The following is a 25,121-nucleotide window of genomic DNA, read 5'->3' as shown; positions in this document are numbered from 1 at the left end:
GTGAGCGACGACGACATCGCCCTTTCGGAGAAGCGGATGTACGGCGAGAAACGCCCGGAGACCCACGCGTACGTCGCGTCGGGACTGGGCGTCACCCGCGTCGAGACGGCCGGCGGCCAGATCGGGCGGTTCAGCCTGAGCAAGCGGTGCAACGCCCGTGACGTGGCCAGCGCGAGCGGCGAAGTCGCGGTCGCAACCGACGAGGCCGTGCTCGTGTTGACCGACGACGGCTTCGTCTCGACCGGGTTCGGGCCAGCCACTGCCGTCGGCTACGACAGCGACGGACTGCTCGCGGCTGGAGACGGTCGCGTCGCCCGCTACGCCGACGGCGACTGGACCGAGCTCGGAACCGTCGACGACGTTCGCGCCATCGATGGCGACCGTCTCGCTGCGGCCGATGGCGTGTACGCCCTGCCCGACCTCGACCGACTCGGCCTGCTGGACGTGGCCGACGTGGCCGGCGACTACGCCGCGACCGAGAGCGGGCTGTACCGCTACGAAGGCACGGAGACCGACAGCGACGACGAGTGGACCGAGGTCCGGTCGGGCCGCCATCTCGCGGTTGCAAGCGATGGCGAGCGGGTCCACGCCGCTGCGATGGACGGCCTGTACGAACTGACAGACGGCGCGTGGGAGCCCTGTGCGTTGCCGGCGACCGAGCGCGTCGTCGACGTGACCTACGGCGACGACACCTACGCCATCACAGAGAACGGAACCTTCCTTGTTGCGACCGCTGCCGAGGCGACCGCCGACGGACAGGGCGGCTGGCGACAGCGCTCGCTTGGCGTCCCGGATGTCGTCGGCGTTGCTGTGGCCTGACCAGAGGCGCCCACGCCACCTGCGGCGAGTGACTGCGTGCCTGTTTCACGGAACACACCCGCTCACGGAATCGAAAAGAGGTTTAGCCCGGACAGCCACCCACCGCACATGATTATCCCCGGGGCGGACACGCAGGCGTTCGCGGCGACCCTCGCCGAGGCGACCGGCGAGCGGCTGGGACGGGTCGAGTACGAGCGGTTCCCTGACGGTGAGCACGTCGTCCGGGTGCCCGAAACGGTCTCCGGTGAGCGTGCCGTCGTCGTCGCTTCCACCGTCGACAGCGACGCGCACGTACAGGTGCTCCAGTTGCAAGACGCGGCCCGCGAGAGCGGGGCCAGCGAGGTCGTCACCGTCATCCCGTACATGGGCTACGCCCGTCAGGACGAGGCGTTCAAGCCCGGTGAGCCGGTGTCCTCGCGAGCGATAGCCCGTGCTATCTCGACGGGCACCGACCGCGTGCTGACCGTGAACCCCCACGAGCCGGCCGTCTGTGACTTCTTCGAGGTGCCAGCCAGCAACGTCGACGCAGCGAGCGTTCTCGCCGACCCGCTGCCTGCGGACCTGACGGACCCGCTCTTTCTCTCACCCGACGAGGGCGCAATCGATCTCGCCGAGACGGTCCGAGAGGCATACGGCGACGGCGAGACGGATTTCTTCGAGAAGGACCGGGACTACGACACCGGTGACATCGAAATCAGCCCCAGCGACGCGCCGGTCGAGGGCCGGGACGTCGTGCTGGTCGACGATATCATCGCCACGGGCTCGACGATGAGCGAGTCCGTTGGTGTCCTCGACGACCGCGACGCCCGGCGAATCTTTGTCACCTGCGTCCATCCGATGCTCGCCAGTAACGCCCTGACAAAACTGAACAGCGCCGGCGTCGAGGCCGTCTACGGAACCGATACGCTCGAACGCGCCGTCAGCGAGGTCAGCGCCGCGCCCATCGTTTCCGAAGAGCTGTAGACACCCGTCTGAAACACGAGGCCGAAAAATCTCGCTCGTTGTAACGCGACTGCGTGCCGCTTAATCCGACGCTTCAGCCGCAGCGACGGCTCGCGGCTTCTCTTAGTCGCCGCTCGCCTGTTCCGAGGCCTCCCGCTGGTCGGCCTCGCACGGCACTATCGCGATCTCCATCTCGGTTCCTTCGACGTCCCACGTCTTGCGGTGGCCGTCCTCAACCGCACCGAGTTCGTCGGCCCGGACTTCCTCTTTGATGAGTCCCTCGTGTTCTCGGACGAGCGAGTCCACGCGCTCGTCGTCGATGGCGAGGTCCACGACGATGCGTGCCTCGATGTCCAATTCGAGGTCCTTTCGCATCTCTTGCACCCGACGGATGACCTCGCGGGCGTACCCCTCGCTCTCGATGTCCTCGGTGAGCGCCGTGTCGACGTAGACGACGCCGCCGCCGTCCAGCGCGGTGAACTCCGTCCCGGTGACGCCCTCGGGCGTCTCCCGGCGGAACGCGACCATCTCCTCGGTGAGGTCGACATCTTCATCGAGCGCATCGCGCACTGTTCCTTCGAGGGTATCGAGTGACTGCTCGGCGACGCGGGCCTCGTTGAGCGCGTTCATCACGCGACCGGCGTCGTCGCCGAAGGCGGGGCCGAGTTCGCTCATATCGGCCTCGGCAGAGTACTGGAGTTCGCCCCACTCGGCGTCGGCACCGACAACCTCGACGGTACGAGCGTTCAGGCGGTCGGCGATGATTGCTTCCTGTGCACGGACCGCGTCGGCCACGTCGTCGCTGTCGACGTCGACGACGACACGCGTGACGGGCCAGCGGAGTTTGCGCTCGGCCTGCTGGCGAGCGTTCGAGCCCGCTTCCTCGACCTCGCGGACGACCTCGATCTCGCGTTCGAGCGCGGGGTCGTGCAGGTCGTCGTCGGCCTCAGGCCAGTCGCACATATGGACCGTCGGGTGGCCGGCATCGCCGGTGAGCGCGCCGTACACCTGCTCGGCGACGAACGGCGTGAACGGGGCAAACAGCGCCGCCACGGATTCGAGCACGCGGTAGAGGGTGGCGTAGGCGGCCTGTTTCGAGGCGCTGTCTTCCTCCTCCCACATTCGCTCGCGGACGACCTGAATGTAGAAGCGGGAGACGTCCTCGACGACGAACTCGAGCAGTTCGTCGACCGCCTTGTCGTTCTCGAAGTCCTCCATCGAGTCGGTCATCGCCTCGGTGACGCTCTGGAGCCGCGAGAGGACCCACTCGTCGACGAGTTCGAGGTCGTCCCGGACGTCCTCGACCGTCGTTTCCTCGGGGTCGAAGTCGTCAGCCCGCATGTACGGCAGCGGGAACCGGGCGACGTTCCAGAGGATGTTGAGACGGCGCTGCATCTCGGCGGTCTCCTCCCACGAGAAGTTCATATCCTCGCCCTGAGCGGTCACCGACAGCAGGAACAGCCGCATCGGGTCGCGGCCGTGTTTCTCGATGACCTCGTGGGGGTCGATGAGCACGCCCTTCGATTTGGACATCCCGCGGCCATCCGGCATGTTGGCGTAGCCGTGCATCAGCACCTGCTTGTACGGAATCTCGCCCGTCGCGGCGGTGCTCATGCCCAGTTGCGACCAGAACCAGCCGCGGGTCTGGTCGTGGGCCTCCATGATGAGATCTGCGGGCCACAGCTCCTCGAAGTCCTCAGTCTGTTCGGGGTAGTCGACGGTGCCCCACGTCGCCACGGAGGAGTCGAGCCACACGTCGAATACGTCGCCGACGCGGGTGTAGGTCGTGCCGTCCTCGGTGATGGTGAGGTCGTCGACCGTGCCCTTGTGGATGTCGACGGTTTCGGGGTCGATATCTTGGTCGACCCGTTCGGCGAGTTCCTCGCGGTCGCCGACGACGATGGCGTCGTCCATGTCGCCGCTCCAGTCTTCAGGCAGCCAGATCGGAATCGGGATACCCCAGTAGCGCTGCCGTGAGACGTTCCAGTCCGGGGCGTCCTCGACGAAGTCCCGGAAGCGGTTGTCCCGCGCCCACTGCGGGTACCACTCGCTATCTTCGATGTTGGCCAGCAGTTCGTCCTTGATGTCGGTGACTGTGATGAACCACTGGTCGGTGACGATGCGGACGATGTCGGTGTCACAGCGCCAGCACTGCCCCTCGCGGACAGTGTGGCCCTCCTCACTGGAGAGGAGATGTCCGTTATCGTCGAGGTCGTCGATGACCTCGTCGTTGGCGTCGCGGACGAACGTGCCCGCGTACTTCCCTGCCGCGTCGGTGTAGACGCCGTCGGAGCCGACCGGACAGAAGATTTCGAGGTCGAGTTCCTGCCCGCGCTCGAAGTCCTCCTCACCGTGGCCGGGCGCGGAGTGGACGAGTCCGGTGCGGTCGGCCTCGACATAGTCAGCAGTATAGACTTGGCCGGAGCCCTCGCCCTGCGCGTGGTCTGGCACTTCGTCGGCCAGCGGGTGGTCGTACTCCCAGCCGACCATTTCTTCCCCAGTGAGCTCCTCGACGACCTCGTAGTCGTCGTAGCGGCCGGCCTTCAGCACGTCCTCGACGCAGGCCTCGGCGACGTAGAGCCGTTCGGTGTCGCCGTCTTTCTCCGCGTCGACGCCTACGTAGTCGAGGTCGCCATCGACAGCGACGAAGGTGTTGGCGACGATAGTCCACGGCGTCGTCGTCCAGATGACCAGACTGCCGTCGTCATTTTTGCGGTCGAACTTCACGTAGATGGACGGCTTGCCGACATCGTGATACTCGACCTCGTTGTTGGCGATACCGGTCTCACAGCGGGGGCACTGATTGATGGAGCGCTGGCCCTGCTCGACCAGACCGCGCTCGTGGGCCTGCTGGAAGCCCCACCAAGCGGCTTCCATGTACTCGGGGTTCACCGTTTTATACGGGTCGTCCCAGTCCATCCAGACGCCGAAGTCTTGGAAGTCGCTCTGGAGGCCTTCGAGTTGCTCCTCGGCGAAGTCCTTACACTCCTCGATGAAGTTCTCCTCGCCGAATCGCTCGATGTCCTTCTTGTTCTCGAAGTCGAGTCGCTCCTCGACTTTCGTCTCGATTGGGAGGCCGTGCATATCGTAGCCCGGCCGGTCGGTGACGTCGTAGCCCTGCATCCGCAGATAGCGGATGTAACAGTCCTTCAGGGTCTTGTTCCACGTCGTTCCCATGTGGGCCGCGCCGGAAGTGTAGGGCGGCCCGTCAACGAAGAAGTAGTCCTCGCCGTCGGCCCGGTGGGCCTTCGTCTGCTCGTAGGCGTCGACGTCGTCCCAGTACTCGAAGACGCCGTCCTCGACGGCGTCGGGGTCGTACTGGTCGTCGACAGCGGCGAAACGTTCCATACCGGCACATTCGCCGCCTCCAATAAAGGACAATCGGTTGTATGCGTTCCCTGCAGACAGCACGGCAAAGCCCAGTGCGTCGGTCAGCGCTCGCGCTGGAGGAGCAACCCGGCTGTCTGCCCGCTGTTTTCCGTGATCGGTGCGACGACTTCCCACCCGTCAGCGCCGAGTTCGTTCAGTTTGTCGGTAGGAACACTACTGCTGCCAAACATCCCGGTGTCGACATCGAGGGTCTTGTATTCGTAGGAGGGCATACAGGCGTCGTGATAGCTGCCACCAGCAAAGGTTTTGGGCTACGCGGCGGCCGGAGCGTTCGCTGACCGCCATCGATTTGCCGGCCACGCCCCTGCCCTCGTATGTGCCAACGGTCCCGAATAGAGCGGAGCGAAACGCCCTCACCGACGACTGTCAGCGCTGCCCCAAACTCGCCGAGAGTCGAAGCTGTATTTCGTGGGGTAACGGACCGCTGTCAGCCGACCTCGTGGTGGTCGGCGAGGCCCCGGCCGGCGGGGACCCGGATGCCGAGCACTGGCAGGGCGGCAACCTGACCGGGATGGCCTACACCTCGCGGCGCTCCGGCCGGAAGATCCGGCAGGTGCTCGCCGATGCCGGATTCGGCCACGACGCGTGCTACTACACGAACTCAGTGAAGTGCCACCCACCGGGGAACCGCGACCCGACCGACGCGGAGCTGGCGAACTGCCGCTCTTACCTCGTTGAGGAAGTCGAGACGGTCGACCCGGTAGCGGTGCTTCCCACTGGCAAGCACGCGACGAAGACGGTGCTAGCGCTCGATGACGAGGCCCTCGACGGCTTCCTCGACAGCGTACTCGATCCACGGTGGAGCGAGGCGCTTGGCGTGCCCGTGGTTCCGCTGCTCCACCCCTCGTATCAGGAAGTGTGGCTCTCACGGCTGGGATACAGTTACGGCGAGTACACGGCGGCCATCGCCGAGACGGTTGCCGGTGTCGGCGACACCTAGAACCTTCTTGTGACCGCCGGGCGCAGGGACGACTATGAGCGAGGACTGCATCTTCTGTAGCATTGTCGCCGGTGAGATCCCCGGTCGAACCGTCTACGAGGACGACACCGTACTGGCGTTTCTGGACGCTAACCCCCTGTCACCGGGCCACACACTCGTCATCCCGAAGACCCACCACGAGCGGCTGAACGACACGCCGGCTGACGTGGCAGGCGAGGTGCTGTCGACCCTGCACGAACTCGTCCCTGCGGTCGAGGCAGCCGTCGACGCCCCCGCCAGCACGGTCGCGTTCAACAACGGCGAAGCGGCCGGTCAAGAGGTGCCCCACGTCCACGGCCACATCGTCCCGCGGTTCGAGGACGACGGCGGCCGGCCGATTCACACGCTGGTCACCGACCGGCCCGACCTCTCCGACGACGAACTGGACGCCATCGAGAGCGACATCGTCGCCGAGCAGGCGTAAAATTCCGTATCTTTTTACCGAAAGATACGCCAACAGCGACGCATGGGGGTTTCGACGCTCGCGTTCGTCGGGTGTACCGGTGGGGCTGGAACGACCAGACTGACAGTCGAGACGGCGGCGACGCTGGCCCGTGGTGGGCGGTCCGTCGCCGTCGTCGACGCGGCCTTCGGCACGCAGGGGCTGGCAACGTATATCGACGGACGGCTCGATGCCGACGCGACCGCGGTAGCTGTCGGCGACGCGACGGTTGACGACGCGCTGTTCGAGTGGGACATCGATGCAGACGGGCGGGTCGAAATTTGTCCGGCCCACGCGCCGTTCGAGCGCCTCGCTCGCGCAAAGACCGCCGAGAGCGCACAGGCGCTGGAACGGGCCATCGAAGCGGCGGCCGAACGGTTCGACCACGTGCTGCTCGACGTGCCGCCGGTCGCAGCGAATCAGGCCGTCGCCGCCGCCACGACCGCACAGCGGCGGGCACTCGTGGTGCCGGCCAGCCAGCGAGGCAGCGACCTGCTTCCGCGACAGCGGGGCCGCCTCCGGGACATCGGCGCGCCGGCCACAGCCGTCGTGGCGACCAGCGTGCGCGGCGAAGACGGCGACGCTATCGAGGACGCGGCACATACCGTTCCACACATCGGACCGGACGCATCCAGACCGCTCGCGACGGACCCCGATGCGGATGTCGCACCGACTGTCGGAGCGATGGCGGAGGACCTGCTCGATGTCGACCTCGATCTGGCCTTCGAGGACGACGGCCTGTTCTCTCGCTAAGGAGCTGGCACGACGATGACGGGGCGGTCAACGCGGGCAAGGAGTTCCTGAGCGGTCGACCCGACACCGTTGCTGTCGTCGGTTCCGCGATGTGGACCGATGAGGAGTTCGTCCGGATCGTGCTTGTCGATAGCTGCCAGTATCTCCGTCACGGGCGCTCCCTCTCGTGTCTCCGTCGCGGGCATGAACGACGCGAGCCGCGAGCGGGCGACGTTGACGGCGTCACCAGCGTCACGCGATGGAGCATCGGAGTCGCGGACGGCGACCACGACGATATCGTCCTCATCTGCCGGGTCGAAGCGGTCCTGCAAGTAGTCAGCGGCGGCCGCGGTGACGTGGACGGAACTGGTGGCGAGCAGACACGTCGTCATTGTGCTACCGTGGGTCCCGCTCGGCTTCGTGCTTTCGCTCGTCATCGACGGGTGGCTGACAGGCACTATACACATAGTCGCGAGTTCACTGCTGTTGCATACCCATAGCGGACGAATACTCAGTCACGACGCCACTGTACTAGGTATGTCCACTACTCACCCCGTCGGTGCGTCGCTGTTCGTCTGTCCGTTCTGCGAGCGGACGTTTGACCGGCCGGAGTCGGCGTGTGTGAGTTGCGGTAGCACCGTTGTCGTTCCGCTGGAGGACCGGGTAGCGTACGAGGATATCCTCCCGATGTGCGGGAGGTAGGCCCCCTCCGAGCGCGACACAGGGTCGCTCCTGCAACCTCACCCGCACCGACGGGCTTACATACAGCCCAACCTGTACCGGAGAGCGTGCGCGTCGAGAACAGCTTCATCGGTACCGACGGCGTCGGGGAGAAGACCGAGCGGTCCATCTGGGAGCAGGGCGTCACCCACTGGGACGAGTTCGAACCGTCCGTCGTCGGCGGGCAGCGCGGCGACCGCATCCAACAGTTCATCGACGAGGGGCGCGAGCGGGTCGCCGAGACCGACGTGTCCTACTTCGACCATGCGTTCCCCAACAGTGAGCGCTGGCGACTGTACGAAACCTTCCACGAACGGGCCTGTTTCTTCGATATCGAGACAACTGGACTGGATCAGGACCAGAATCAAGTGACGACGGTAAGCCTCCATCAGGACGGCGAGACACAGACGCTCATCGCCGGCGACGACCTGACCGCCGAGACCCTCCGGGCCGCGTTCGACGGCGCGGACCTGCTGGTGACGTTCAACGGCAAGCGCTTCGACGTGCCGTTCCTCGAAGCGAACTTCGATGTCGACCTCGACCGCCCGCATCTGGACCTGATGTACACCTGCAAGAAAATCGGGCTCTCCGGCGGTCTCAAACAGGTCGAGCAGGACATCGGTATCGAGCGGGACCGGCCGGACATCTCGGGCCGGGACGCAGTACGACTGTGGCGGGAACACGAGCAGGGCCACGACGGTGCACTCGAAACGCTGGTGTCGTACAACCGTGAGGACACGGTAAACCTCAAGAAGTTGGCCGAGACCGCGACAGAGCGGCTTGACGAGCAAATCTTCGTTGGCTGATACCGAGAGCGAGAACAGTCACCACACCCCCATTGTTTCAGGTGGAGGGGAGTCAGTAGCTGACGTCCGTGCGGTGGTAGAGACTATTACCGGACTACCGACTCCAGACGGGGGTATGCCCGTGCCCGAGGACGATAGAAGCCACGTGCCAAGCGATGAGTTCGATGAACAGCGACGTGTCTTGTCCGGTTCCGACACCGTAGAGTGACGGAAGATACAGCAGCGGCAATACGACGGCTCCCCAGAACGCAAACGGTCGGATACCGCCGAGCGTCACGGTCCAGACTCCGCGGACTGCAAACGCGAGCGTGTCGAGGAATCGGCTGAGGTCCGTCGGTCGCAGTCTGTCGGTGTCGTGGGATAACGGCGGGCTATCGCTGCTCGATGAGCCCACCGGTACTCCCCCTGTCTGGTCTCGGTATCATCGGTCGAAACAACAGTATACCCCACCTAATCGGTGGTTACTACACATATAGGCGACCGTGCTGGCGTATCTATGTGTATCCACGTTCCAGACTGCTGTCCTGTCTATTCCGACAGGACTCAGCGTGGAGTCACGGCGTCACCACAGTCCGGACACTCGGCGAGCATCCGTGGCCAGTCGCCAGCCGTGTCGTACGCGATGACGAGATTCGCTGTGGGGATCGTCACATCACAAGCTGGACACGTCCCGAGCGGGGGTTCGGCCGTTACTATGTCACTTTCCCGCATACACTGGACTACGCACTCAATACACATTGTTACCGGGCTCCTACGGAGTGTGCAAGCGGTTGTATCAGTGACGGGCGAGCGGAGCGGGCGTTCTCGAAACGGCAGCACACTGTTCAGTAGTTCGCAGTCTCGGGCGTGTGCGGCGACTCCGTCGGCCGCAGCAGGTGAACGCGTCCGGCAAGGAACCCTAATAAAAGGCCGGTGAAGTGTGCGATAAGCGCGACGCCGGGGTTCGCGGTGGCCAGCGTGATGGCGGCGGCGACGACGCCGGCCAGTGCCAACTGGACCCGCGGCGTGAGTTCGAACCCACCGATGACGGTGTCGGTCAGGCGGTTGGCGGCGAGCAGGTACCCGAAGAGGGCAAACACCGCGCCGCTGGCCCCGAGGACGGAGACGTGGCTGACCATCCCGGGGACGAGCGGGCCGATGAGACTGGTAATCGAGACCTGCGAGACGCCGGCGAGCGCGCCGGTTGATATGAAGAAGCCGTGAAATCGGAGCGGTGTCGTCCGGCGTTCGAGGACGACGCCAGCGAGCGCCAGCCCGGCGGCGTTTGCGAGGAGATGTGATAGGCCGGTATGTGCATACACACTGGTGACGAGCGTCCACGGGCGAGCGAGCAGCGGGGGTGAGAGGGCGAACAGGCTCCGCGGGGCGGTCACCACGCCGACAGCCTGCTGTGTGAGGAACACAGCAACGATGACGGCCAGCGTGACCACGGTTGGGCTTTGTCGCAACGGCTTCATTGTGCCGATTTTGTCGCCCTCGACACAAGAAACGCTCGGACAGCCACCCCGTTTCAGAACGCATACGTGGCGTCAGCACCACGTATTGCGTATGTCCGACCTGAGCGAGACGCTCGCCACGGCGTTCGCCGACGAGACCGACAACGAGATCGCACAGACAGCTGCCGAGAACATCGCCGACTTCGCCGAGGAGTACGACGAGGACCTGACGAGCGAACGCGTCACGGACCTGCTCGCCGACGCGCCGTACGACGACTTTGGCCGCCAGTTCAACTGGATTGTCGGCGAACTCGCCGCCGAGAACGAGGACTGCACCGACTCCCGAGAGTTCCGCATCGACGGGTTCGGCGAACTCGCCGCTGACCCCGACATCGGGACCTGAGCGGGGATGGCGGGCGGAACCTATACGCTGGTGCTCGAACGGGACGCCAGCGGGCCGATTTCGGTCGGCGCGCTGGGTGAAATCAGGTTTCCGGCGGGCTGGTACGCCTACACCGGGAGCGCACTGGGAAGCGGCGGTTTCGGCCGTATCGACCGTCACCGCTCGGTCGCCACTGGCGACAACGACACCCGGCACTGGCACATCGACTACCTGCTCGGCGACGCGGCGACGACTATCGACCGGGTCGTCACGACGGAGGCCGACATCGAATGCGCCGTCGCCGAGCGGGTCGACGGGCCGACAGCGGACGGGTTCGACCGCGTCGGCGACTTCGGCTGTTCGGACTGTGGCTGTCGCTCGCACCTGATACACCACGAGCAGCGGGAGCGATTGGTCGATGCGGTGACCGACGCCCACGAGGTCGCTAAAGAAGCGGCGACCGCGACCGAGTAGTCAAGAGATGTGAATCGCGGGCTTGTTCGGTCGCGCTTTGGCCGCGAGGTCGTCGTCGGGTGCGGCCCGGCGGACAACCACGTCACACCCGAACTCGTCCTCGAACAGCCACGCGGCCTGCTGGAGCGTGTCGAGTTCGCGCTGGCCGTCGATAATCGGTTCGAGTCCCGCCCCACGGTCGGCCAGTCGGTCGGCAAACTCGGCGGCCGCGTCGCCGTGCTGTTTGATCTCCTCGTCAGCCATAATCTCGCCGACGATAGCGTCGTCGGGGTCCGATTCGCGGGCGATCTCGTAGGCCCGGTACTTCCAGTCGGCGGCGACGACGAGTTCGATCTCGTTCGGTTCGTCGATATCGACGACCTCGGTGATCTCGCGCACGTCGTCGAGCGTCCGTCGAACGACCTGCCGCTCGATGCGGTAGTCGTCCACGTCACGGAGCGGTTCCGGCCACCGGCTCTCGGCGACAAGCCCGTCTTCATCGAGCAGTTGCCACATCTCCTCGGCGAGGAACGGCGCAATCGGGGCGACTAAGCCGGCGAGCACTCGCAGGCCCCGGCTGTAGGCGAACTGGTAGGGGCGGTCGTAGCCCGCATAGCGGCCCAGTAGGCGTGCAAAGCGCTGTATTTCGCCGATGACTCGATGGAAGCGAAAGCGGTCGTACTCCTCGGTGACAGCGGCGATTGTCCGGTCGATCTCCCGCTCTAGGTACGCGTCGTGGTCGGCGCTCTCGGTCCGAGTCTCGGTCTGGTCGGTGTACTCGGTAACGAGCCGATACAGCGTCTGCTGGAAGTCGTATGCCGACGAGACGTCCTTGACAGTCCACTCGAAGTCCTGTGAAGGGTGGGCTGCCGAGAGGACGAACAGCCGCGTCGTCTCGGCCCCGTACTCGTGGGGCGCGATGTCGTTGCCCTTCGACTTGGACATCTTCTCGCCGCTGTGGAGCACCGTCCCCTGATTGATGAGCCGCTCGACCGGTTCCTCACGGTCCAGCAGCCCGATGTCCGACAGGGCGCGGGTGAAAAAGCGGATGTAGAGCAGGTGGAGGACGGCGTGCTCTTCGCCGCCGACGTACACGTCGACCGGGAGCCACTCGTCTGCAGTCGTCTGGTCGAAAGGAGCGGCCTCGAAATGTGGTGACAGATATCGCAGGAAGTACCACGACGAGTCGACGAAGGTGTCCATCGTGTCCGTCTCCCGCACCGCAGCAGCGCCGCAGTCCGGACACGTCGTCTGCTTCCACTCGTCGGCCGCGTCCAACGGATTGCCGGTCGTCTGGACGTAGTCGGGCAGTTCCACCGGCAGGTCTTCTTCGGGAACCGGGACGTGGCCGCACTCGTCGCAGTGGACGATGGGGATGGGCGTCCCCCAGTAGCGCTGGCGGGAAATGAGCCAGTCTCGCAGACGGTAGGTCACTGCGGACGCAGCGGCGTCGTGCTCGCGCAGACGCTCGCGGGCGGCGGAGCTGGCGAGGCCGTCGTACTCGCCGCTTGCGGTGAGCATCCCATCGTCAGTGTAGGGCGCGTGTGGCAGGTCCGTCCCGCTGCCGTCGACCGGTTCGACGACCTGCTCGACGGGCAGATCGTGCTCGTCGGCGAAGGCGTGGTCCTGCTCGTTGTGGGCCGGCACACCCATGACCGCACCCGTGCCCACGTCGTCAAGCACGTAGGCCGCGACGTACACCGGCAGTTCCTCGCCGGTGTAGGGGTGGGTCGCGGTGAGAGCCGTCTCGATGCCGCTCATCCCGGCATCGTCCGTGCTCGCCACTGACTCCACGTACTCGGCAACGGCGTCGTCCTCGTCGGCCAGCGCCCGCGCGAGGTCGTGACCCGGCGACAACGCCAGATACGTCGCGCCGTACACCGTATCGAGTCGCGTCGTGAACGCCTCGACGGTGTCGTGGTCGTCGTGGCCGACGGAGAAAGCGACGCGCGCTCCCTCCTGCCGACCGATCCAGTTACGCTGGCTGTCCCGAACGCCATCGGGCCATCCCTCCAACTCGTCCAGCCCGTGATACAGCTCCTCAGCGTAGTCGGTGATAGCGAAGAACCACTGGTCGAGGTCACGCTGCTCGACGCCGGTCCCGCAGCGCCAGCAGACGCCGCCACCGTGGGTGTGGCTGTGGCCGGTATCGGCGGTCGTCTCGCCTTCGTCCGCTTCCGGTGGCGTCTCGACCTGTGCGTCGGCCAGCACTGTCTCACAATCCGGACACCAGTTCACCGTCGCCGCACCGTAGTCGACCAGCCCCTCGTCGTAGAATTGGGTGAACAGCCACTGGTTCCACTGGTAGTATTCGGGGTCACAGGTGGTGATCTCCCGGGACCAGTCGTAGCCAAAGCCCATCTCCCGGAGGTCGTCTTTCATCTGGTCGATACACGTCCGGGTCCATGATTCGGGATCGGTGTCGCGCTCGTAGGCAGCGTTCTCCGCCGGCAGGCCGAACGCGTCCCACCCCATCGGGTGAAGCACGTCGTCGCCGGCCATCCGCCGATACCGGGCGTACGCGTCAGTAATGGCGTAGTTCCGGATGTGTCCCATGTGCAACGAGCCGGAGGTGTAGGGGAACATCCCCAGCACATACGTCGGGTCCTCGGCATCAGTGGGGCATTCGAAGACTCCGTCTCGTTCCCAAGCCTGCTGCCAGTACTCTTGAACCCGGGCGTGGTCATATCGGCGCGACATTTGCTACCTCGTTCTGTGCCTGCCGCGCACATGAGTGTTCGGCTAGCCAGTCGGTGGGACATCGTTCAGCGAGCCCGAGTGCCAACAGACAGAAAGCCCCGGCCGAAACGGGTCTGGTCGAAGTGTGCGATAGATTGTGCGATCGGCGACGGAAGCACCGCAGGGAAAAACGCAGCAAACTGTGTGGTCCACCGGGGCTTTCCAGCTATCGACGAACCCAGCGAAGCGGCGACTCGAATCGAGCCCGACAGCTACTCTTCGCCGGACTCGTAATGCTCGCCGGCGGCCTCTGGCAGGCGAGTCTTACCCACCAAGGCGAGCACGACGATGACGGCGACGAACGGAATGGTCTGGACCAGCGAATCGGGGACGGCGATGACATCAGCCGTCTGGAGGCGCAGCTGGACGGCGTCGAGGCCGGCAAACAGCGTGGTCGACAGCAGCGCGCCAACCGGGTTGTAGTTGCCAAACAGATAGGCGACGATAGCGATGAACCCCTTGCCGTTGACCATCGTCGGGCCGTTACCGGTGAACTGGCCGATATTGATGGCCAGCGCAGCCCCACCCATCCCAGAGAAGACGCCGGAGAGGAGAACGGCAGCGTAGCGGACGCGGGAGACATCGACGCCGGCGGTGTCGAGCGCTTTCGGGTTCTCGCCGGCGGCCCGAACCCAGCGGCCGAAGGTGGTGCGGTTCAGCACGTACCACGACGCCGCCACGGCGAGGAACATGATGTACACCGCTGGTGAGGCGTCGAACAGCGCGCCGAAGAACGGGATTTCGGCCAGCGACGGAACGGTTATTGTATCGAAGGTACCGACGCTGCTGGTGTTTGGCCCGCCGTAGAACACCTGCGAGGCGAACGGCGCGAGGCCGAGCGCGATGAGCCAGACGGCCAAGCCAGCGATGATCTGGTCGGCGCGGAACTCGATACAGACGACGGCGAACACGCCAGCGAGCAGCGTCGACGCGACGATGCCGATGAGGAACCCGAGCCACAGCGAACCGGTGGCGTCGGCCCCGAAGATGGCTGCGAAGGCCGAGATGATGAGCAGCCCTTCGAGCCCGATGTTGATGATCCCGCTTTTCTCGGCGAAGATACCGCCGAGCGCGGCCAGCACAATCGGGACCGAGAGCCGCAGCGTCGATGACAGCGTCGACTTCGAGGCCAGCACCCAGAATATCTGGCCGGGCGTCGACGCCGGCGCGAAGACGCCGAAGCCGGCGAGCATGGCCAGTGTGAGGAACGCCACGGCGGCGATGAGTACTCGACTCGAAGCCGAGCGGAGTCGCTCTATAGCGCTGTTGTTAGTCATCAGCACCACCTCCCGCGGCCGCGGTGGCTTGTCTGTCGCGCTCGCGCGTCGCGAGCCGACGGCCGATGATGCGGAAGAACTCCGGCATCGCGACAAACAGGATGATAAGCCCCCGTAGAACGCCGACGAGCTGTGGCGGTGCGTCGGTTGCGAAAGCCACCACGTTCGAGCCGGACTTGAGGACGCCGAACAGAAGTGCGGCGAAGACGGCCCCGATGGGGTTGTTGCCGGCAAGGATGGAGACGGTGATCCCGTCGAAACCGTAGCTCGGGATCCCGGCCTGGAACTTCCCGAGTGTCATCATCACGAACACGGCCCCGCCGATGCCGCCGAGTGCGCCCGACAGCGTCAGCGAGGTCAGAATCGTTCGGGCAGAGTCGACACCACCGTACTCCGCGGCCGCGGGCTGGATACCGGCAGTCCGCAAGTCGTAGCCGAAGGCCGTGTGTTCGAGCAGGTAGTAGACGCCGCCGACGAACACGAGCGCAATCAGGAGCGCGAGCAGCGAGAAGTCCGTCCGCGGGTCGAACAGGATCGAGGGGAACTGTCCCTCGACCGGCAGTGTCCGGGTCTGTGTTGCCTGACTCGTCGGGTCGGCGAAGTGGTTCCGGACGAGATACAGCGTCACCCGGACGGCAACGAAGTTGAGCATGATAGTGGTAATTACCTCGTTCGCGTCGGCGTAGGCTTTTAGCGCGCCGGGTATGGCACCGTAGAGGCCGCCGCCAATCGCGCCGGCGAGCAGCCCGAGCGGAATAAACAGGACGAGTGCGATCGTCCCGGAGACTAGCGAGCCGGCCCAGAGCACCGTCAGCGCGGCCGCCAGAGCCCCGATGATAAGCTGGCCCTGCGTCCCGATGTTGAAGATGCCCGCGCGGAACGCCAGCGCGACCGAGAGTCCAGTGAATACCAGAATGGTCGTCTCCCGGAGCGTCGCCGCGAACTGCGCGTTCAGCGGCGACCAGCCGCCGGCGAAGGGGTCGCCCAGCGCGCCGAGGAACAGCCGGTTGAACACGTAGAACGGGTCATAGCACAGCGTCGTGGAACCGAACGTGAGTACCGGCGAGCGACACGTCGCCATCAGTCCCGCAACGGTGACGATGACTGTCCCGACGACGATAGAGAGCAACAGCGCCGAGACAGCGATGAGAATCCGTTCACCGACCGAGGTCTGCCCGAGCCTGATGAGGCGCTGCCGGTACTGTGACCACCGGTCGTCCGCGTCCGGCGTCGATGTGTTGTCGCCGTTCCGCGAGGGGCCACTATCGCTCATTGGCGGCCCTCCCCGTCCGCCGCAATGGTCGGGACGGCGTCAGGTTGCTGCCCGGCCATCAGCAGTCCGAGCTGTTCCTCAGTCACGCGCTCGGGATCGACGATGTCGACGATCTCGCCCTCGTAGACGACGGCGAGACGGTCCGAGAGCGACTGGACTTCATCGAGATTCGAGGAAATGAGTAACACGGCCCGGCCCGCCTCTCGGAGTGCGTTGATCTGATCGTGGATGAACTCCATCGACCCCACGTCCACGCCGCGGGTGGGGTGGGAGGCAACGACGAGACGCGGGTCCCGGGCGAACTCCCGGCCGACGACGAACTTCTGCTGGTTCCCGCCGGAGAGAGACTTGGCGTGGGCGTTGGCATCCGGCGGCCGAACGTCGTACTCTTCGATTATCTCCTCCGCGTGGTCGCGCGTGTAGTTCCAGTCGATGCGACCCTTCGAGGAGTAGTCGGCGGCGTGCTGGCTCCCCAGCAGGCCGTTCTCGACGAGGTCGAAGTCCATCACCAGTCCCCGCTCCTGTCGGTCTTCCGGGATGTAGGCCAGTCCGGCCTCGATGCGCTCCCGGCGGCTGTCGGTGGTCCGGTCAACGTCATCGTATGCGATCGTTCCCTCGTCAGGCATCTGGAGCCCGGTAATTGCCTCAACCAGTTCCGACTGGCCGTTCCCATCGACGCCAGCAATACCGAGCACCTCGCCGGCCCGGACGTCAAGCGAAATCCCGTCGACCGCGCGGACGCCCCGGTCGTCCTCCACGACGAGATCTGAAACCTCAAGGATAGACCGACCCGGCTCGGCGGGCTCGCGGTCGAGGTCGAGCAACACCTCCCGGCCGACCATCATCTCGGCCAGTTCTTCCCGGGTGATATCGCCGGCCGCGACCGTCCCGACGTTTTTCCCCTCGCGAAGGACGGTGATCTCGTCGGCAGCTTCCATCGCCTCGCCGAGCTTGTGCGTGATGAAAATAATCGTCTTGCCCTGAGCAGTCAGCTCTTCGAGCACGCGAAAGAGGTCGTCGACTTCCTGTGGCGTGAGTACTGCCGTCGGTTCGTCCAGAATCAGGACATCTGCGCCACGGTAGAGCGCTTTGAGGATCTCGACGCGCTGCTGGACGCCGACGCCGACATCTTCAATGCGAGCGTCGGGGTCCACGTCGAACCCGTACCGTTCGGACAGTTCACGGACCTGTTTTCGGGACTGCTCGCTGTCAACTGTGAGCCCGAGCCACTTGCGGGGCTCGTTCCCGAGCGTGATGTTCTCGGTGACGGTCATCGGATCGACCAGCATGAAGTGCTGGTGGATCATGCCGACACCCTCGTCGATGGCGTCGCGTGGCGAGTCGAACTGCTGTGTCTCGCCGTGCACGTTGACCGTCCCCTCAGTGGGCTGGTAGAGCCCGTAGAGGACGTTCATCAGGGTGGTCTTGCCCGCACCGTTCTCGCCGAGCAGTGCGTGAACCGTCCCCTTCTCGACCGCCAGATCGACGTCGTCATTCGCGACTACCCCCGGAAACCGCTTTGTAATACCATCGAGGTGGACGGCCTGTTCCATACTCTGAGCCGTTACCGTCCCGGTGTTTTAACTTCACGGTTCCACATGTCTGGCAAAAATATGCGGCAACTGCGTGTGTGGCCGCGGTGACTCAGACGAATTGTTGTAGGGTATCTCCGAATCGTCCCGACCCGGGCCGGAGCAGACCGACAAATCGCGCTACCGAGCTGTCTCAGGCGTTGTCAGGGTCAGTCGGCACACTGATGTCGCCGTCGATGATGCTCTGGCGGACTTCAGATATCTCGTCTTTGACGTCCTGTGGGATTTCCGAGCCGAGCTGCTGGCCGTACACCGCTTCGACACCGTTCTGTTCGAGACCGAGCGTGTTCACCGCGCCGCCCTCGAAGTTGTCGTTGACGACCGATTCGATCGATGTGTACACGGCGTTGTCGACCCGCTTGACCATGCTTGCGAGGATAACGTCGCTGAAGTTCTCTTTCGTGACTGACTGGTCGCGGTCGACGCCGACTGCGAAGCGCCCGGCCTCCTGGGCCGCACGGAACACGCCGGTCCCGGTGTTACCGGCCGCATGGTAGACGATGTCCGCACCGGACTCGTACATCGAGAGGGCAGCTTCCTGCCCGCCGGACGGGTCGTTGAAGTCGCCGACATAGGCCGTCTGGATGTCGACGTCCTCCTCCGCATGTTTGACGCCGGCCTTGTAGCCGGCTTCGAAGCGGCCGATAAGGTCACCCTCGACACCGCCGACGAAGCCGACGCTCGCGGAGTCACTCTGCGTGGAGCCGGCTCCAGCCGAGAAGTCCTGACTGGTCAGCTTCGCGGCCATCAGCCCGATGAGGAACGAGCCCTGATGCTCACCGAACACGTACGAGCCGACGTTGTCCGCCTCAACGACGGAGTCAACGATCATGAAGTTCTGCTCGGGATACTGTTCGGCGTTCTCCGTGAGGGCGTCCGCCTGCAGGAAGCCGATACAGCAGACGAGGTCGTAGTCCGGGTTCGAGGACTGTGCGTACTGCTGCTGGAGGCTGCCGAAGTCCTGAACCGCTTCCGGCTGAGATTCGCCGTATTCGATGTTTAGCTCGTCCGCTGCCCGGATAGCGCCGGTCTGGGCTTGGTCGTTGAACGACCCGTCACCGAGCCCGCCCGTCGCATACACCATTCCGATACGAGCGGCCGGGCCGCTGTCACCGTCGCCGCCGTCCCCGCCATCGCTGTCGGTGTCCCCACCGTCACCGCCGCTTCCGTCGCCGCCATCGCCGCCGAGGCAGCCGGCTAACCCGATTGCAGTTGCGGTACCAACACTACTGATGAACGTGCGTCTTCGCTGTGACATGTCCCACCAGCGGTGTCGATAGGCGTTAAAGACTTCGGTGTCGCACATTAGCCACACCGGCGACAAATCATGGCAAGGCGGGCCGATCGACTGTCGACACCGACGGCGCGGACGTTTTATGTATTGGGTGTGAACGGCTGGCAATGACAGTCTGGTCGCACTCACACAGCAGCAACTGGCAGGCCCTGACGGGCCCCAGCACGCGGTGACTACCGTCGTCTTTGGGGCGCTGGTCGCCCTCGCGACGCTCACCGGGCTGGTGACGGCCTGGACACTCGGTGCGAACAGCAACTCACCGCCGTTCGCCCCGGCTATCGGCGCAAACGCCATCTCGACGATGCGCGCCGCCTTCATGATCGGCATCCTCGCCGCGCTGGGCGCACTGACCCAGGGCGGGAGTATCTCCGAGACGGTCGGAGCCGGCCTCATCGACGGCGTCGCCATCACATCGCTCGCGGCCATTGCCGGCCTGTTGACCGCGACCGGGTTCATGGCGTTCGGGATCTACTCGGGCTACCCCGTTCCGGCGGCGTTCGCGACGACGGGCGCGATGGTCGGCGTCGGCCTCTCGCTGGGCGGCGCGCCGGTCTTCGACACCTACCGTCGAATCGCTATCTTCTGGCTGCTCGTCCCGCCTGTCTCGGGGAGTCTAGCCTATCTCACCGCGACAGTGTTGCGCCGGGACGACATCCCAGAGACGGTCGGGGTCCCGCTACTGGCTGGTGTCGTCGGCGGCATCGTCGCCAACGTCCAGTTGAGCATCATCCCGTCACCGCCCGGCACCAGCCAAGGGTCGCTGGCCGGCTTCGCCGCGATGGTCGCCGGGACAGATATCGCCGCCATCGCCGCGACGCTACTGCTCGCGGCGGGGAGCTTCTACTACATCCGCCTGCAGACGCAGGCCTCAGTCGACAGGGGTATCAAGACCTTTCTCGTCGTCCTCGGCAGCGTCGTCGCCTTCTCCAGCGGCGGGAGTCAGGTCGGCCTCGCGACCGGACCACTGGAGAACCTCTACCGCGCCGAACTCGGCCTGCCCGGGTTCGTGTTGCTGGCGCTCGGCGCAGTAGGTATCCTCGGCGGGGCGTGGATGGGCGCGCCCCGCCTGCTACAGGCGACCTCCCGCGAGTACGCACAACTCGGCGTCCGCCGGTCCATCGCGGCGCTGGTCCCCGGATTCATCATCGCCCAAGCCGCCATCGCGCTTGGCATCCCTATCTCGTTCAACAACATCATCATCTCCGGGGTCATCGGCGGCGGTCTGGCCGGCGGCTCCGCCGGCGTCTCACGCCGGAAAATCGGTGTGACTGTCGGGTTCTGGCTCATCACACTCGTCACCAGCGTCGTCATCGGCTACGGCGTGTATCAGGTCCTTGAAGCGCTCCTCGGCGGCCAAGTCTGAAACTGATTGGTGTCCTCTGTCCGGACTCCGGGTCGGTCCCAGCCAGTACTGACCGACGACACTACCGGACGACCGTCACTGTCACCGGCGCTTCGCTGGCGACCGCCGTCGCGACGGTCCCCAGCAACCGCCGAGCGATCTCGTTTTTCGTCCCACCGTGACCGCCCATCACCACCTGATCCACGTCGCTTCCCTCGACGTAGTCCAGAATCGTCTCAGCCGGGTCACCTGTCTCGACGGCTGTCTCGACCTGTCGGCCGGCCTCGCTGGCCTCTCGTGACGCCCGCTCGACGAGATTTGTGGCCCGCTCGTCGGCCGCCGCCCGGCGATCCGCGTCCGGTTCGAGCATCCCCCCTTCGCTCATTCCCGTATCGAGCGGTGCAACGACGTTCAACACAGTAATCCGACAGTCGAACGTCTCCAGCGCGTAGGTCAGCGCCTCGTCAGCCAGCGGTGAGCCGTCCAGCGGGACGAGGACGTGCGTCGGTGCCATACAATGTCTCCGAACGGGAGCCACAAGTATGCGAGGGCCGGTGTTGCCGAGTGGAATAGCCGATTCGAGCCAGATGTGCTCGTTTCGCTACGTGCGACTGGCAGAATCAGTAATTACGGTTTCGCAGCTCGCGAGTTTGCTCGCCGCAGAAATAGTCCATCCTGGATTCGAACCGGAGCCAGACGTGCTCGCTTCGCTGCGCGCGACTGGCGGGGTTCGAACCAGTAATTACGATTTCGCGGCTCGCGAGTTTGCTCGCCACAGAAATAGTCCATCCTGGATTCGAACCAGGGTCGAAGCCCCCAGAAGGCTTCAGGATTGGCCTCTACCCCAATGGACTGTGTGCACTCTACAGTATCGGGTGCCCCTTTGTAAGCGTTGCGCGATTCATCGCCGTATGTCCTGTGCCACCAGTTCTCAAATTCTCGACCTGATTTTACAGCAGTGGCAACGCGGAGCCAGACATCGATAGCACTTTTTCGGGGTGCCGTGCACACTCGCGTATGTACGTCGGACGATTCGTCGTCGTCAGTCCCGAGGTCGGCGCGTACCGTGTCTCCTCACGCTCGTTCCCCAACCGCCAGACAGTAAAGCGCGACGGCACCGTGACCGTCGAACCGACACCCGACGCCCCGGAGACGGACAACCCCTACATCTCCTACAACGGCGTCCGCGTCACCGAGCGGGGCGCAGTCGTCGGGAACGGCTCGCACGTCGACCCCATCGCGGAAAAGCTCGAACTGGGCTATCCGGCGCGGGACGCCGTCGCGGAGCCGCTCCTCTCGCTCGACTTCGAGAAGGACGACTACGACACGCCGCGGGTCGCTGGCATTGTCGGCGTCGACGCGGCGGACCCGACGACCAACGCCGACGGCCCGGGCGCAGTCATCGGGACCGTCCGGCGGGACGCCCTGCTCGTGGAAGAGGTCACCGAGCCGACGCTTGTGGCGACCTACGAGGAGAACGGTCCAACGGCGTTCGACCTGACTGCGACCGACGCCAGCGAGGTCGCCCGCGAGGTGTACGACCACGAGTACGAGCACGCCGTCTGTTCGGCCGGCGTCGCGGGGTCGGCAGGCGAGTTCGACGTGGCAGTGTACAACGGGGAGTGAGCGGATGGCCGCACAGCGGACACAGATACTGAGCCGGGACCGACACTCAAGACCCCACAGGGGGTAGACACTAGCAATGAAACTCGGAATCCTCTCTGATATCCACGGGAATCGGGTGGCGCTAGCGGCGGTGCTTGCGGACATGCCGCCGGTAGACGGGCTGGTCTGTGCGGGCGATGTCGTCGGCTACAACCCTTGGCACGCCGACTGCGTCGACGCGATGCGCGGGCACATCGATGCGCTCTCCGATGATGTCCCTTGGCCGACCGAAGAAGTCCCGACAGTGATGGGCAACCACGACAGGGCCGTCGCCGCCGAGACGCCGTTTGCGTTCAACGGGATGGCGCAGGCCGGCGTCGAACACGCCACGGAACAGTTGTCCGACGAGCAGACCGAGTGGCTGGCGGCGCTGCCTGACGAGCGACGAGTGTGTGACGGCCGCGTGAAGCTCGTCCACGGTCATCCAGACGACCCGGACCACTACACGTTCCCCGAGGAGTTCGGCCCGGACCTGTTGGGTGACGAGGACGTGCTCGTGATGGGCCACACACACCAGCAACACCACGAGGTGTACGACGACGGGATCGTACTGAATCCCGGCAGCGTGGGCCAGCCCCGAGACAGGAACCACCGGGCGGCCTACGCCGTACTCGACCTCGACGGGCTAACGGTCGAGGAGCACCGCGTGGCTTACGACACGAGCGCAGTCATCGACGCGGTCGAGGACGCCGATCTGCCGCGGGAAATCGGCTTCCGATTGACGCAGGGCCGGTAACCACAACGGTACGTCGTCCGTCGCCGGCAGCCTGCAGATACTGCAGCGGGACGAGAGAATTTATGTCCGTGACCGCTACTGTATCGCGTGGAGTCCCCATTCGAAGTCCTCGGGATCACGCCGGACGCCGACGACGGGGAGATCGTCGACGCGTACCGCGAGCGGGTGAAGGAGGCACACCCCGATCAGGGTGGGTCGGCGGCCGAGTTTCAGGCAGTCAAGACAGCCTACGAGCGGCTGCAGAACGGCTACGAGCCCGGGGACCCGCTGCCCGACGAGACAGCGGAGACAGAACCCGAGGCCGAGGAGGCCCCGCCGGAACCGGACGATCCGATGGTGGAGTTCCTCAACTTCGAGGTGCTGGATGACCGCGGCTGGGCGCTCGGCGACGAGGATCTGTTTGAGAAAGCCGGCGACGCGAACCTGCAATCGTCCGATTTCGGGCGGTTCTACGTCGACCCGAACGACACGCTGCTGGAAGCAGCCGAGAAAAACGGCTTTGCGTGGCCGTTTGCCTGTCGCGGCGGCGCGTGTACGAACTGTGCGGTGGCGGTCGTCGACGGCGAGATGCCGTCGCCGACGAGCCACATCCTCCCGCCCGAACTCACCGAGAAGGGAATTCGCCTGTCGTGTATCGCTGCACCGGTGTCTGACGACGCGAAGATCGTCTACAATCTGAAACACCTGCCAGAGGTCAGCGAACTCCTGTTGCCCGCAAGCCGGTTCGAGCAGGCCTCCTCAACCGATTAAAAACTCAGAACACGTCCTGAACGAGCGAGAGGGCCTGTTCGCGGTCCTCCCACGGAACGAACACGGAGACCGACGTTGCCGACGTAATCACGTCGTAGAGGTGGATGTGGGCGTCGGCCAGCGGCTCGACGACCTGATGAGCGAGCGCCGACTGGCTCGGGTCGCCGCCGGTGACGCGGATGACGGCGATATCGTCCTCGACGGTGACCGACGAGAGCGTCTCGTCGTCGACGATACGGGCGTGCAGCAGTGCCTCGGCCTCCTCAGCGTCGTCTTCATCGACGTAGAACGTCAGCGAGTCCATCCCCGAGGAGTTGGCCTCGATGTTGATCTCCTCGTCAGCGATGGCGCTGGCGAGGTCCGCGAGGATACCCGGGCTGTTCCGGATAGCGCGGCCGGCGACGGTCACGCAGGCGATCGGCTGTTCCTGCAGGTCGATGAGGTTCTGGAACTCGCCCTCGATGGACGTGCCACCGGAGAGCAGGTCGCCGTGCTGGTAGTGGACGACGCGAACGCCGAGGGCGTCGCTCTTGTACGACAGCGCCGACGGCGCGACCACCTCGGCCCCGCGGAACGACAGCGAGCGGAGTTCGTCGACGGAGATTTTGCCGACGTTCCGCGCACCTTCGACGACGCGTGGGTCACCGGTCATGACACCCTCGACGTCAGTGACGATGACGACTTCGTCGGCGTCCATGTAGTCGCCCATCATCACGGCGCTCGTGTCGGAGCCGCCACGGCCAAGCGTCGTCACGTTGCCCTGATAGTCTTCGGCCAAGAAGCCGGTGATGACCGGGACGACGTCCTTGAGCTGGCCGGCGAGCGCGTGGGCGCGCTTCTGTGTCTCCTCGACGTCGACTTCGCCGTACTCGTCGGTGATGATCGGCCAGTCCTCGCTGCCGGGTTCGAGGAAGACGGCCTCGATGCCGCGGGCGGCGAGTGCGCCCTTGAGCATCCGGACAGAGGTCCGTTCGCCCATCGAGACGATCTCCGCACGGTCTGCGGAGTCGGCGTCGTAGTTGATCTCGTCGAGCAGTTCGTCGGTCGTGTTGCCCATCGCCGAGGCGACGACCGCGACCTCGTGGCCCTGCTGGACGGCAGCGGCAATCGAGTCTGCGGCCCGGTTGATGCGGTCGCCGCTACCGAGGCTCGTCCCACCGAACTTGGCGACTACGCGCATGCTACCACCGTGTCCGTGTGCATGTGAACCATTGCCCTCGCGTTATCCGTCGCTCGGGATAACTGTGTTCATCTGTGACCGCGTCTCACTGTCGACAGCGACCGGCGGATTCCGTCGCGTGAAGACCTGTTGCCGCGGGGGCGAACGCACCCCCGGAGCGTCCGACACACCG

General features: G+C 65.0%; 25 protein-coding genes. 13 read left to right on the top strand and 12 right to left on the bottom strand.

What is annotated here, in order from left to right; all coding sequences use genetic code 11:
- Complete coding sequence (locus Har1129_RS15110) at positions 1–819, top strand: hypothetical protein (protein ID WP_151101420.1); 819 nt, start codon at positions 1–3, stop codon at positions 817–819.
- Positions 820–927: 108 nt separating this feature from the next.
- Positions 928–1,782, top strand: coding sequence for a ribose-phosphate diphosphokinase (locus Har1129_RS15105; RefSeq protein WP_151101418.1), 855 nt, complete (start codon positions 928–930; stop codon positions 1,780–1,782).
- A 102-nt stretch (positions 1,783–1,884) separates the two neighbouring features.
- Here the strand turns inward: Har1129_RS15105 and ileS are convergent, their stop codons facing one another.
- Together ileS and Har1129_RS15095 are read right to left on the bottom strand one after the other, a co-directional pair.
- A complete protein-coding gene (gene ileS / locus Har1129_RS15100; protein ID WP_151101416.1) occupies positions 1,885–5,109 on the bottom strand; it encodes an isoleucine--tRNA ligase in 3,225 nt (1,074 codons plus the stop codon).
- An 83-nt stretch (positions 5,110–5,192) separates the two neighbouring features.
- A complete protein-coding gene (locus Har1129_RS15095) occupies positions 5,193–5,363 on the bottom strand; it encodes a DUF4177 domain-containing protein (RefSeq protein ID WP_151101414.1) in 171 nt (56 codons plus the stop codon).
- Between the two features lie 104 nt (positions 5,364–5,467).
- Here Har1129_RS15095 and Har1129_RS15090 point away from each other — a divergent pair, with 104 nt between their 5' ends.
- The 3 genes from Har1129_RS15090 to Har1129_RS15080 are packed head-to-tail and all read left to right on the top strand — an operon-like array spanning position 5,468 to position 7,325.
- A complete protein-coding gene (locus Har1129_RS15090) occupies positions 5,468–6,091 on the top strand; it encodes a uracil-DNA glycosylase family protein (RefSeq protein WP_151101412.1) in 624 nt (207 codons plus the stop codon).
- A 34-nt stretch (positions 6,092–6,125) separates the two neighbouring features.
- Positions 6,126–6,554, top strand: coding sequence for an HIT family protein (locus tag Har1129_RS15085; RefSeq protein WP_151101411.1), 429 nt, complete (start codon positions 6,126–6,128; stop codon positions 6,552–6,554).
- A 42-nt stretch (positions 6,555–6,596) separates the two neighbouring features.
- A complete protein-coding gene (locus Har1129_RS15080; RefSeq protein ID WP_151101409.1) occupies positions 6,597–7,325 on the top strand; it encodes a ParA family protein in 729 nt (242 codons plus the stop codon).
- Here Har1129_RS15080 and Har1129_RS15075 read toward each other — a convergent pair.
- Positions 7,322–7,696 carry a universal stress protein gene (locus tag Har1129_RS15075; RefSeq protein ID WP_151102170.1) on the bottom strand — a complete coding sequence of 125 codons (375 nt, stop codon included), beginning with the start codon at positions 7,694–7,696 and terminating at the stop codon, positions 7,322–7,324. The genes Har1129_RS15080 and Har1129_RS15075 overlap by 4 nt on opposite strands.
- 145 nt (positions 7,697–7,841) lie before the next feature.
- Between Har1129_RS15075 and Har1129_RS20705 the strand changes: the two genes are divergently transcribed.
- Together Har1129_RS20705 and Har1129_RS15070 are read left to right on the top strand one after the other, a co-directional pair.
- The gene (locus Har1129_RS20705; protein WP_191906187.1) at positions 7,842–8,006 is read left to right on the top strand and encodes a hypothetical protein; all 165 of its coding nucleotides are present in this window, start codon (positions 7,842–7,844) and stop codon (positions 8,004–8,006) included.
- A gap of 86 nt (positions 8,007–8,092) precedes the next feature.
- Positions 8,093–8,830, top strand: coding sequence for a ribonuclease H-like domain-containing protein (locus Har1129_RS15070; protein ID WP_151101407.1), 738 nt, complete (start codon positions 8,093–8,095; stop codon positions 8,828–8,830).
- Between the two features lie 94 nt (positions 8,831–8,924).
- Here Har1129_RS15070 and Har1129_RS15065 read toward each other — a convergent pair whose 3' ends face one another.
- On the bottom strand, positions 8,925–9,224 hold the full coding sequence (locus Har1129_RS15065; protein WP_151101406.1) for a hypothetical protein: 300 nt from the start codon (positions 9,222–9,224) through the stop codon (positions 8,925–8,927).
- Positions 9,225–9,654: 430 nt separating this feature from the next.
- Complete coding sequence (locus tag Har1129_RS15060; protein ID WP_191906186.1) at positions 9,655–10,287, bottom strand: rhomboid family intramembrane serine protease; 633 nt, start codon at positions 10,285–10,287, stop codon at positions 9,655–9,657.
- 91 nt (positions 10,288–10,378) lie between these two features.
- Between Har1129_RS15060 and Har1129_RS15055 the strand changes: the two genes are divergently transcribed.
- Both Har1129_RS15055 and Har1129_RS15050 read left to right on the top strand, forming a co-directional pair.
- Positions 10,379–10,669 carry a hypothetical protein gene (locus Har1129_RS15055; protein ID WP_151101404.1) on the top strand — a complete coding sequence of 97 codons (291 nt, stop codon included), beginning with the start codon at positions 10,379–10,381 and terminating at the stop codon, positions 10,667–10,669.
- A gap of 6 nt (positions 10,670–10,675) precedes the next feature.
- Entirely contained in the window at positions 10,676–11,122 is a 447-nt protein-coding gene (locus Har1129_RS15050; RefSeq protein ID WP_151101402.1) for a DUF123 domain-containing protein, read from the top strand.
- On the opposite strand, the gene leuS is transcribed toward Har1129_RS15050, so the two are convergent.
- The 5 genes from leuS to Har1129_RS15025 all read right to left on the bottom strand — a co-directional run bounded on the left by leuS (position 11,123) and on the right by Har1129_RS15025 (position 19,288).
- Entirely contained in the window at positions 11,123–13,801 is a 2,679-nt protein-coding gene (gene leuS / locus Har1129_RS15045; RefSeq protein WP_151101400.1) for a leucine--tRNA ligase, read from the bottom strand.
- A 251-nt stretch (positions 13,802–14,052) separates the two neighbouring features.
- Positions 14,053–15,099, bottom strand: coding sequence for an ABC transporter permease (locus tag Har1129_RS15040; RefSeq protein ID WP_151102168.1), 1,047 nt, complete (start codon positions 15,097–15,099; stop codon positions 14,053–14,055).
- 10 nt (positions 15,100–15,109) lie between these two features.
- Entirely contained in the window at positions 15,110–16,390 is a 1,281-nt protein-coding gene (locus Har1129_RS15035) for an ABC transporter permease (protein WP_151101398.1), read from the bottom strand.
- Positions 16,387–17,943, bottom strand: coding sequence for an ABC transporter ATP-binding protein (locus tag Har1129_RS15030; RefSeq protein WP_151101397.1), 1,557 nt, complete (start codon positions 17,941–17,943; stop codon positions 16,387–16,389). The genes Har1129_RS15035 and Har1129_RS15030 overlap by 4 nt, the downstream gene beginning before the upstream one ends.
- Before the next feature lie 172 nt (positions 17,944–18,115).
- On the bottom strand, positions 18,116–19,288 hold the full coding sequence (locus Har1129_RS15025; protein WP_151101395.1) for a BMP family protein: 1,173 nt from the start codon (positions 19,286–19,288) through the stop codon (positions 18,116–18,118).
- Between the two features lie 157 nt (positions 19,289–19,445).
- Between Har1129_RS15025 and Har1129_RS15020 the strand changes: the two genes are divergently transcribed.
- On the top strand, positions 19,446–20,639 hold the full coding sequence (locus Har1129_RS15020) for an inorganic phosphate transporter (protein WP_151101393.1): 1,194 nt from the start codon (positions 19,446–19,448) through the stop codon (positions 20,637–20,639).
- A 61-nt stretch (positions 20,640–20,700) separates the two neighbouring features.
- On the opposite strand, the gene Har1129_RS15015 is transcribed toward Har1129_RS15020, so the two are convergent.
- Positions 20,701–21,132, bottom strand: coding sequence for a universal stress protein (locus tag Har1129_RS15015; RefSeq protein WP_151101391.1), 432 nt, complete (start codon positions 21,130–21,132; stop codon positions 20,701–20,703).
- Positions 21,133–21,635: 503 nt separating this feature from the next.
- Here Har1129_RS15015 and Har1129_RS15010 point away from each other — a divergent pair.
- The 3 genes from Har1129_RS15010 (at position 21,636) to fer (ending at position 23,769) form a co-directional block, all read left to right on the top strand.
- On the top strand, positions 21,636–22,244 hold the full coding sequence (locus tag Har1129_RS15010; protein WP_151101389.1) for an IMP cyclohydrolase: 609 nt from the start codon (positions 21,636–21,638) through the stop codon (positions 22,242–22,244).
- Between the two features lie 76 nt (positions 22,245–22,320).
- Positions 22,321–23,019 carry a metallophosphoesterase gene (locus Har1129_RS15005; protein ID WP_151101387.1) on the top strand — a complete coding sequence of 233 codons (699 nt, stop codon included), beginning with the start codon at positions 22,321–22,323 and terminating at the stop codon, positions 23,017–23,019.
- A gap of 87 nt (positions 23,020–23,106) precedes the next feature.
- Positions 23,107–23,769 carry a ferredoxin Fer gene (gene fer / locus Har1129_RS15000; RefSeq protein ID WP_151101385.1) on the top strand — a complete coding sequence of 221 codons (663 nt, stop codon included), beginning with the start codon at positions 23,107–23,109 and terminating at the stop codon, positions 23,767–23,769.
- A gap of 4 nt (positions 23,770–23,773) precedes the next feature.
- On the opposite strand, the gene Har1129_RS14995 is transcribed toward fer, so the two are convergent.
- On the bottom strand, positions 23,774–24,949 hold the full coding sequence (locus Har1129_RS14995; RefSeq protein ID WP_151101384.1) for an aspartate kinase: 1,176 nt from the start codon (positions 24,947–24,949) through the stop codon (positions 23,774–23,776).
- Positions 24,950–25,121 lie beyond the last annotated feature (172 nt).

The sequence above is a fragment of the Haloarcula sp. CBA1129 genome (assembly GCF_008729015.1).
GTDB lineage: Archaea > Halobacteriota > Halobacteria > Halobacteriales > Haloarculaceae > Haloarcula.
Note: the sequence above shows the minus strand (reverse complement) of the source record. Positions and strands in the feature narration are given on the sequence as shown.

Bases quoted from the DNA above. Each gene is read 5' to 3' on its own strand.
- Har1129_RS15085 (WP_151101411.1), top strand. From the start codon at position 6,126: ATGAGCGAGGACTGCATCTTCTGTAGCATTGTCGCCGGTGAGATCCCC.
- Har1129_RS15025 (WP_151101395.1), bottom strand. From the start codon at position 19,288: ATGTGCGACACCGAAGTCTTTAACGCCTATCGACACCGCTGGTGGGAC.
- Har1129_RS14995 (WP_151101384.1), bottom strand. From the start codon at position 24,949: ATGCGCGTAGTCGCCAAGTTCGGTGGGACGAGCCTCGGTAGCGGCGAC.
- Har1129_RS15010 (WP_151101389.1), top strand. From the start codon at position 21,636: ATGTACGTCGGACGATTCGTCGTCGTCAGTCCCGAGGTCGGCGCGTAC.
- Har1129_RS15035 (WP_151101398.1), bottom strand. From the start codon at position 16,390: ATGAGCGATAGTGGCCCCTCGCGGAACGGCGACAACACATCGACGCCG.
- leuS (WP_151101400.1), bottom strand. From the start codon at position 13,801: ATGTCGCGCCGATATGACCACGCCCGGGTTCAAGAGTACTGGCAGCAG.
- Har1129_RS15105 (WP_151101418.1), top strand. From the start codon at position 928: ATGATTATCCCCGGGGCGGACACGCAGGCGTTCGCGGCGACCCTCGCC.
- ileS (WP_151101416.1), bottom strand. From the start codon at position 5,109: ATGGAACGTTTCGCCGCTGTCGACGACCAGTACGACCCCGACGCCGTC.
- Har1129_RS15015 (WP_151101391.1), bottom strand. From the start codon at position 21,132: ATGGCACCGACGCACGTCCTCGTCCCGCTGGACGGCTCACCGCTGGCT.
- Har1129_RS15055 (WP_151101404.1), top strand. From the start codon at position 10,379: ATGTCCGACCTGAGCGAGACGCTCGCCACGGCGTTCGCCGACGAGACC.
- Har1129_RS15080 (WP_151101409.1), top strand. From the start codon at position 6,597: ATGGGGGTTTCGACGCTCGCGTTCGTCGGGTGTACCGGTGGGGCTGGA.
- Har1129_RS15075 (WP_151102170.1), bottom strand. From the start codon at position 7,696: ATGACGACGTGTCTGCTCGCCACCAGTTCCGTCCACGTCACCGCGGCC.
- Har1129_RS15095 (WP_151101414.1), bottom strand. From the start codon at position 5,363: ATGCCCTCCTACGAATACAAGACCCTCGATGTCGACACCGGGATGTTT.
- Har1129_RS15060 (WP_191906186.1), bottom strand. From the start codon at position 10,287: ATGAAGCCGTTGCGACAAAGCCCAACCGTGGTCACGCTGGCCGTCATC.
- Har1129_RS15030 (WP_151101397.1), bottom strand. From the start codon at position 17,943: ATGGAACAGGCCGTCCACCTCGATGGTATTACAAAGCGGTTTCCGGGG.
- Har1129_RS15050 (WP_151101402.1), top strand. From the start codon at position 10,676: ATGGCGGGCGGAACCTATACGCTGGTGCTCGAACGGGACGCCAGCGGG.
- Har1129_RS20705 (WP_191906187.1), top strand. From the start codon at position 7,842: ATGTCCACTACTCACCCCGTCGGTGCGTCGCTGTTCGTCTGTCCGTTC.
- Har1129_RS15005 (WP_151101387.1), top strand. From the start codon at position 22,321: ATGAAACTCGGAATCCTCTCTGATATCCACGGGAATCGGGTGGCGCTA.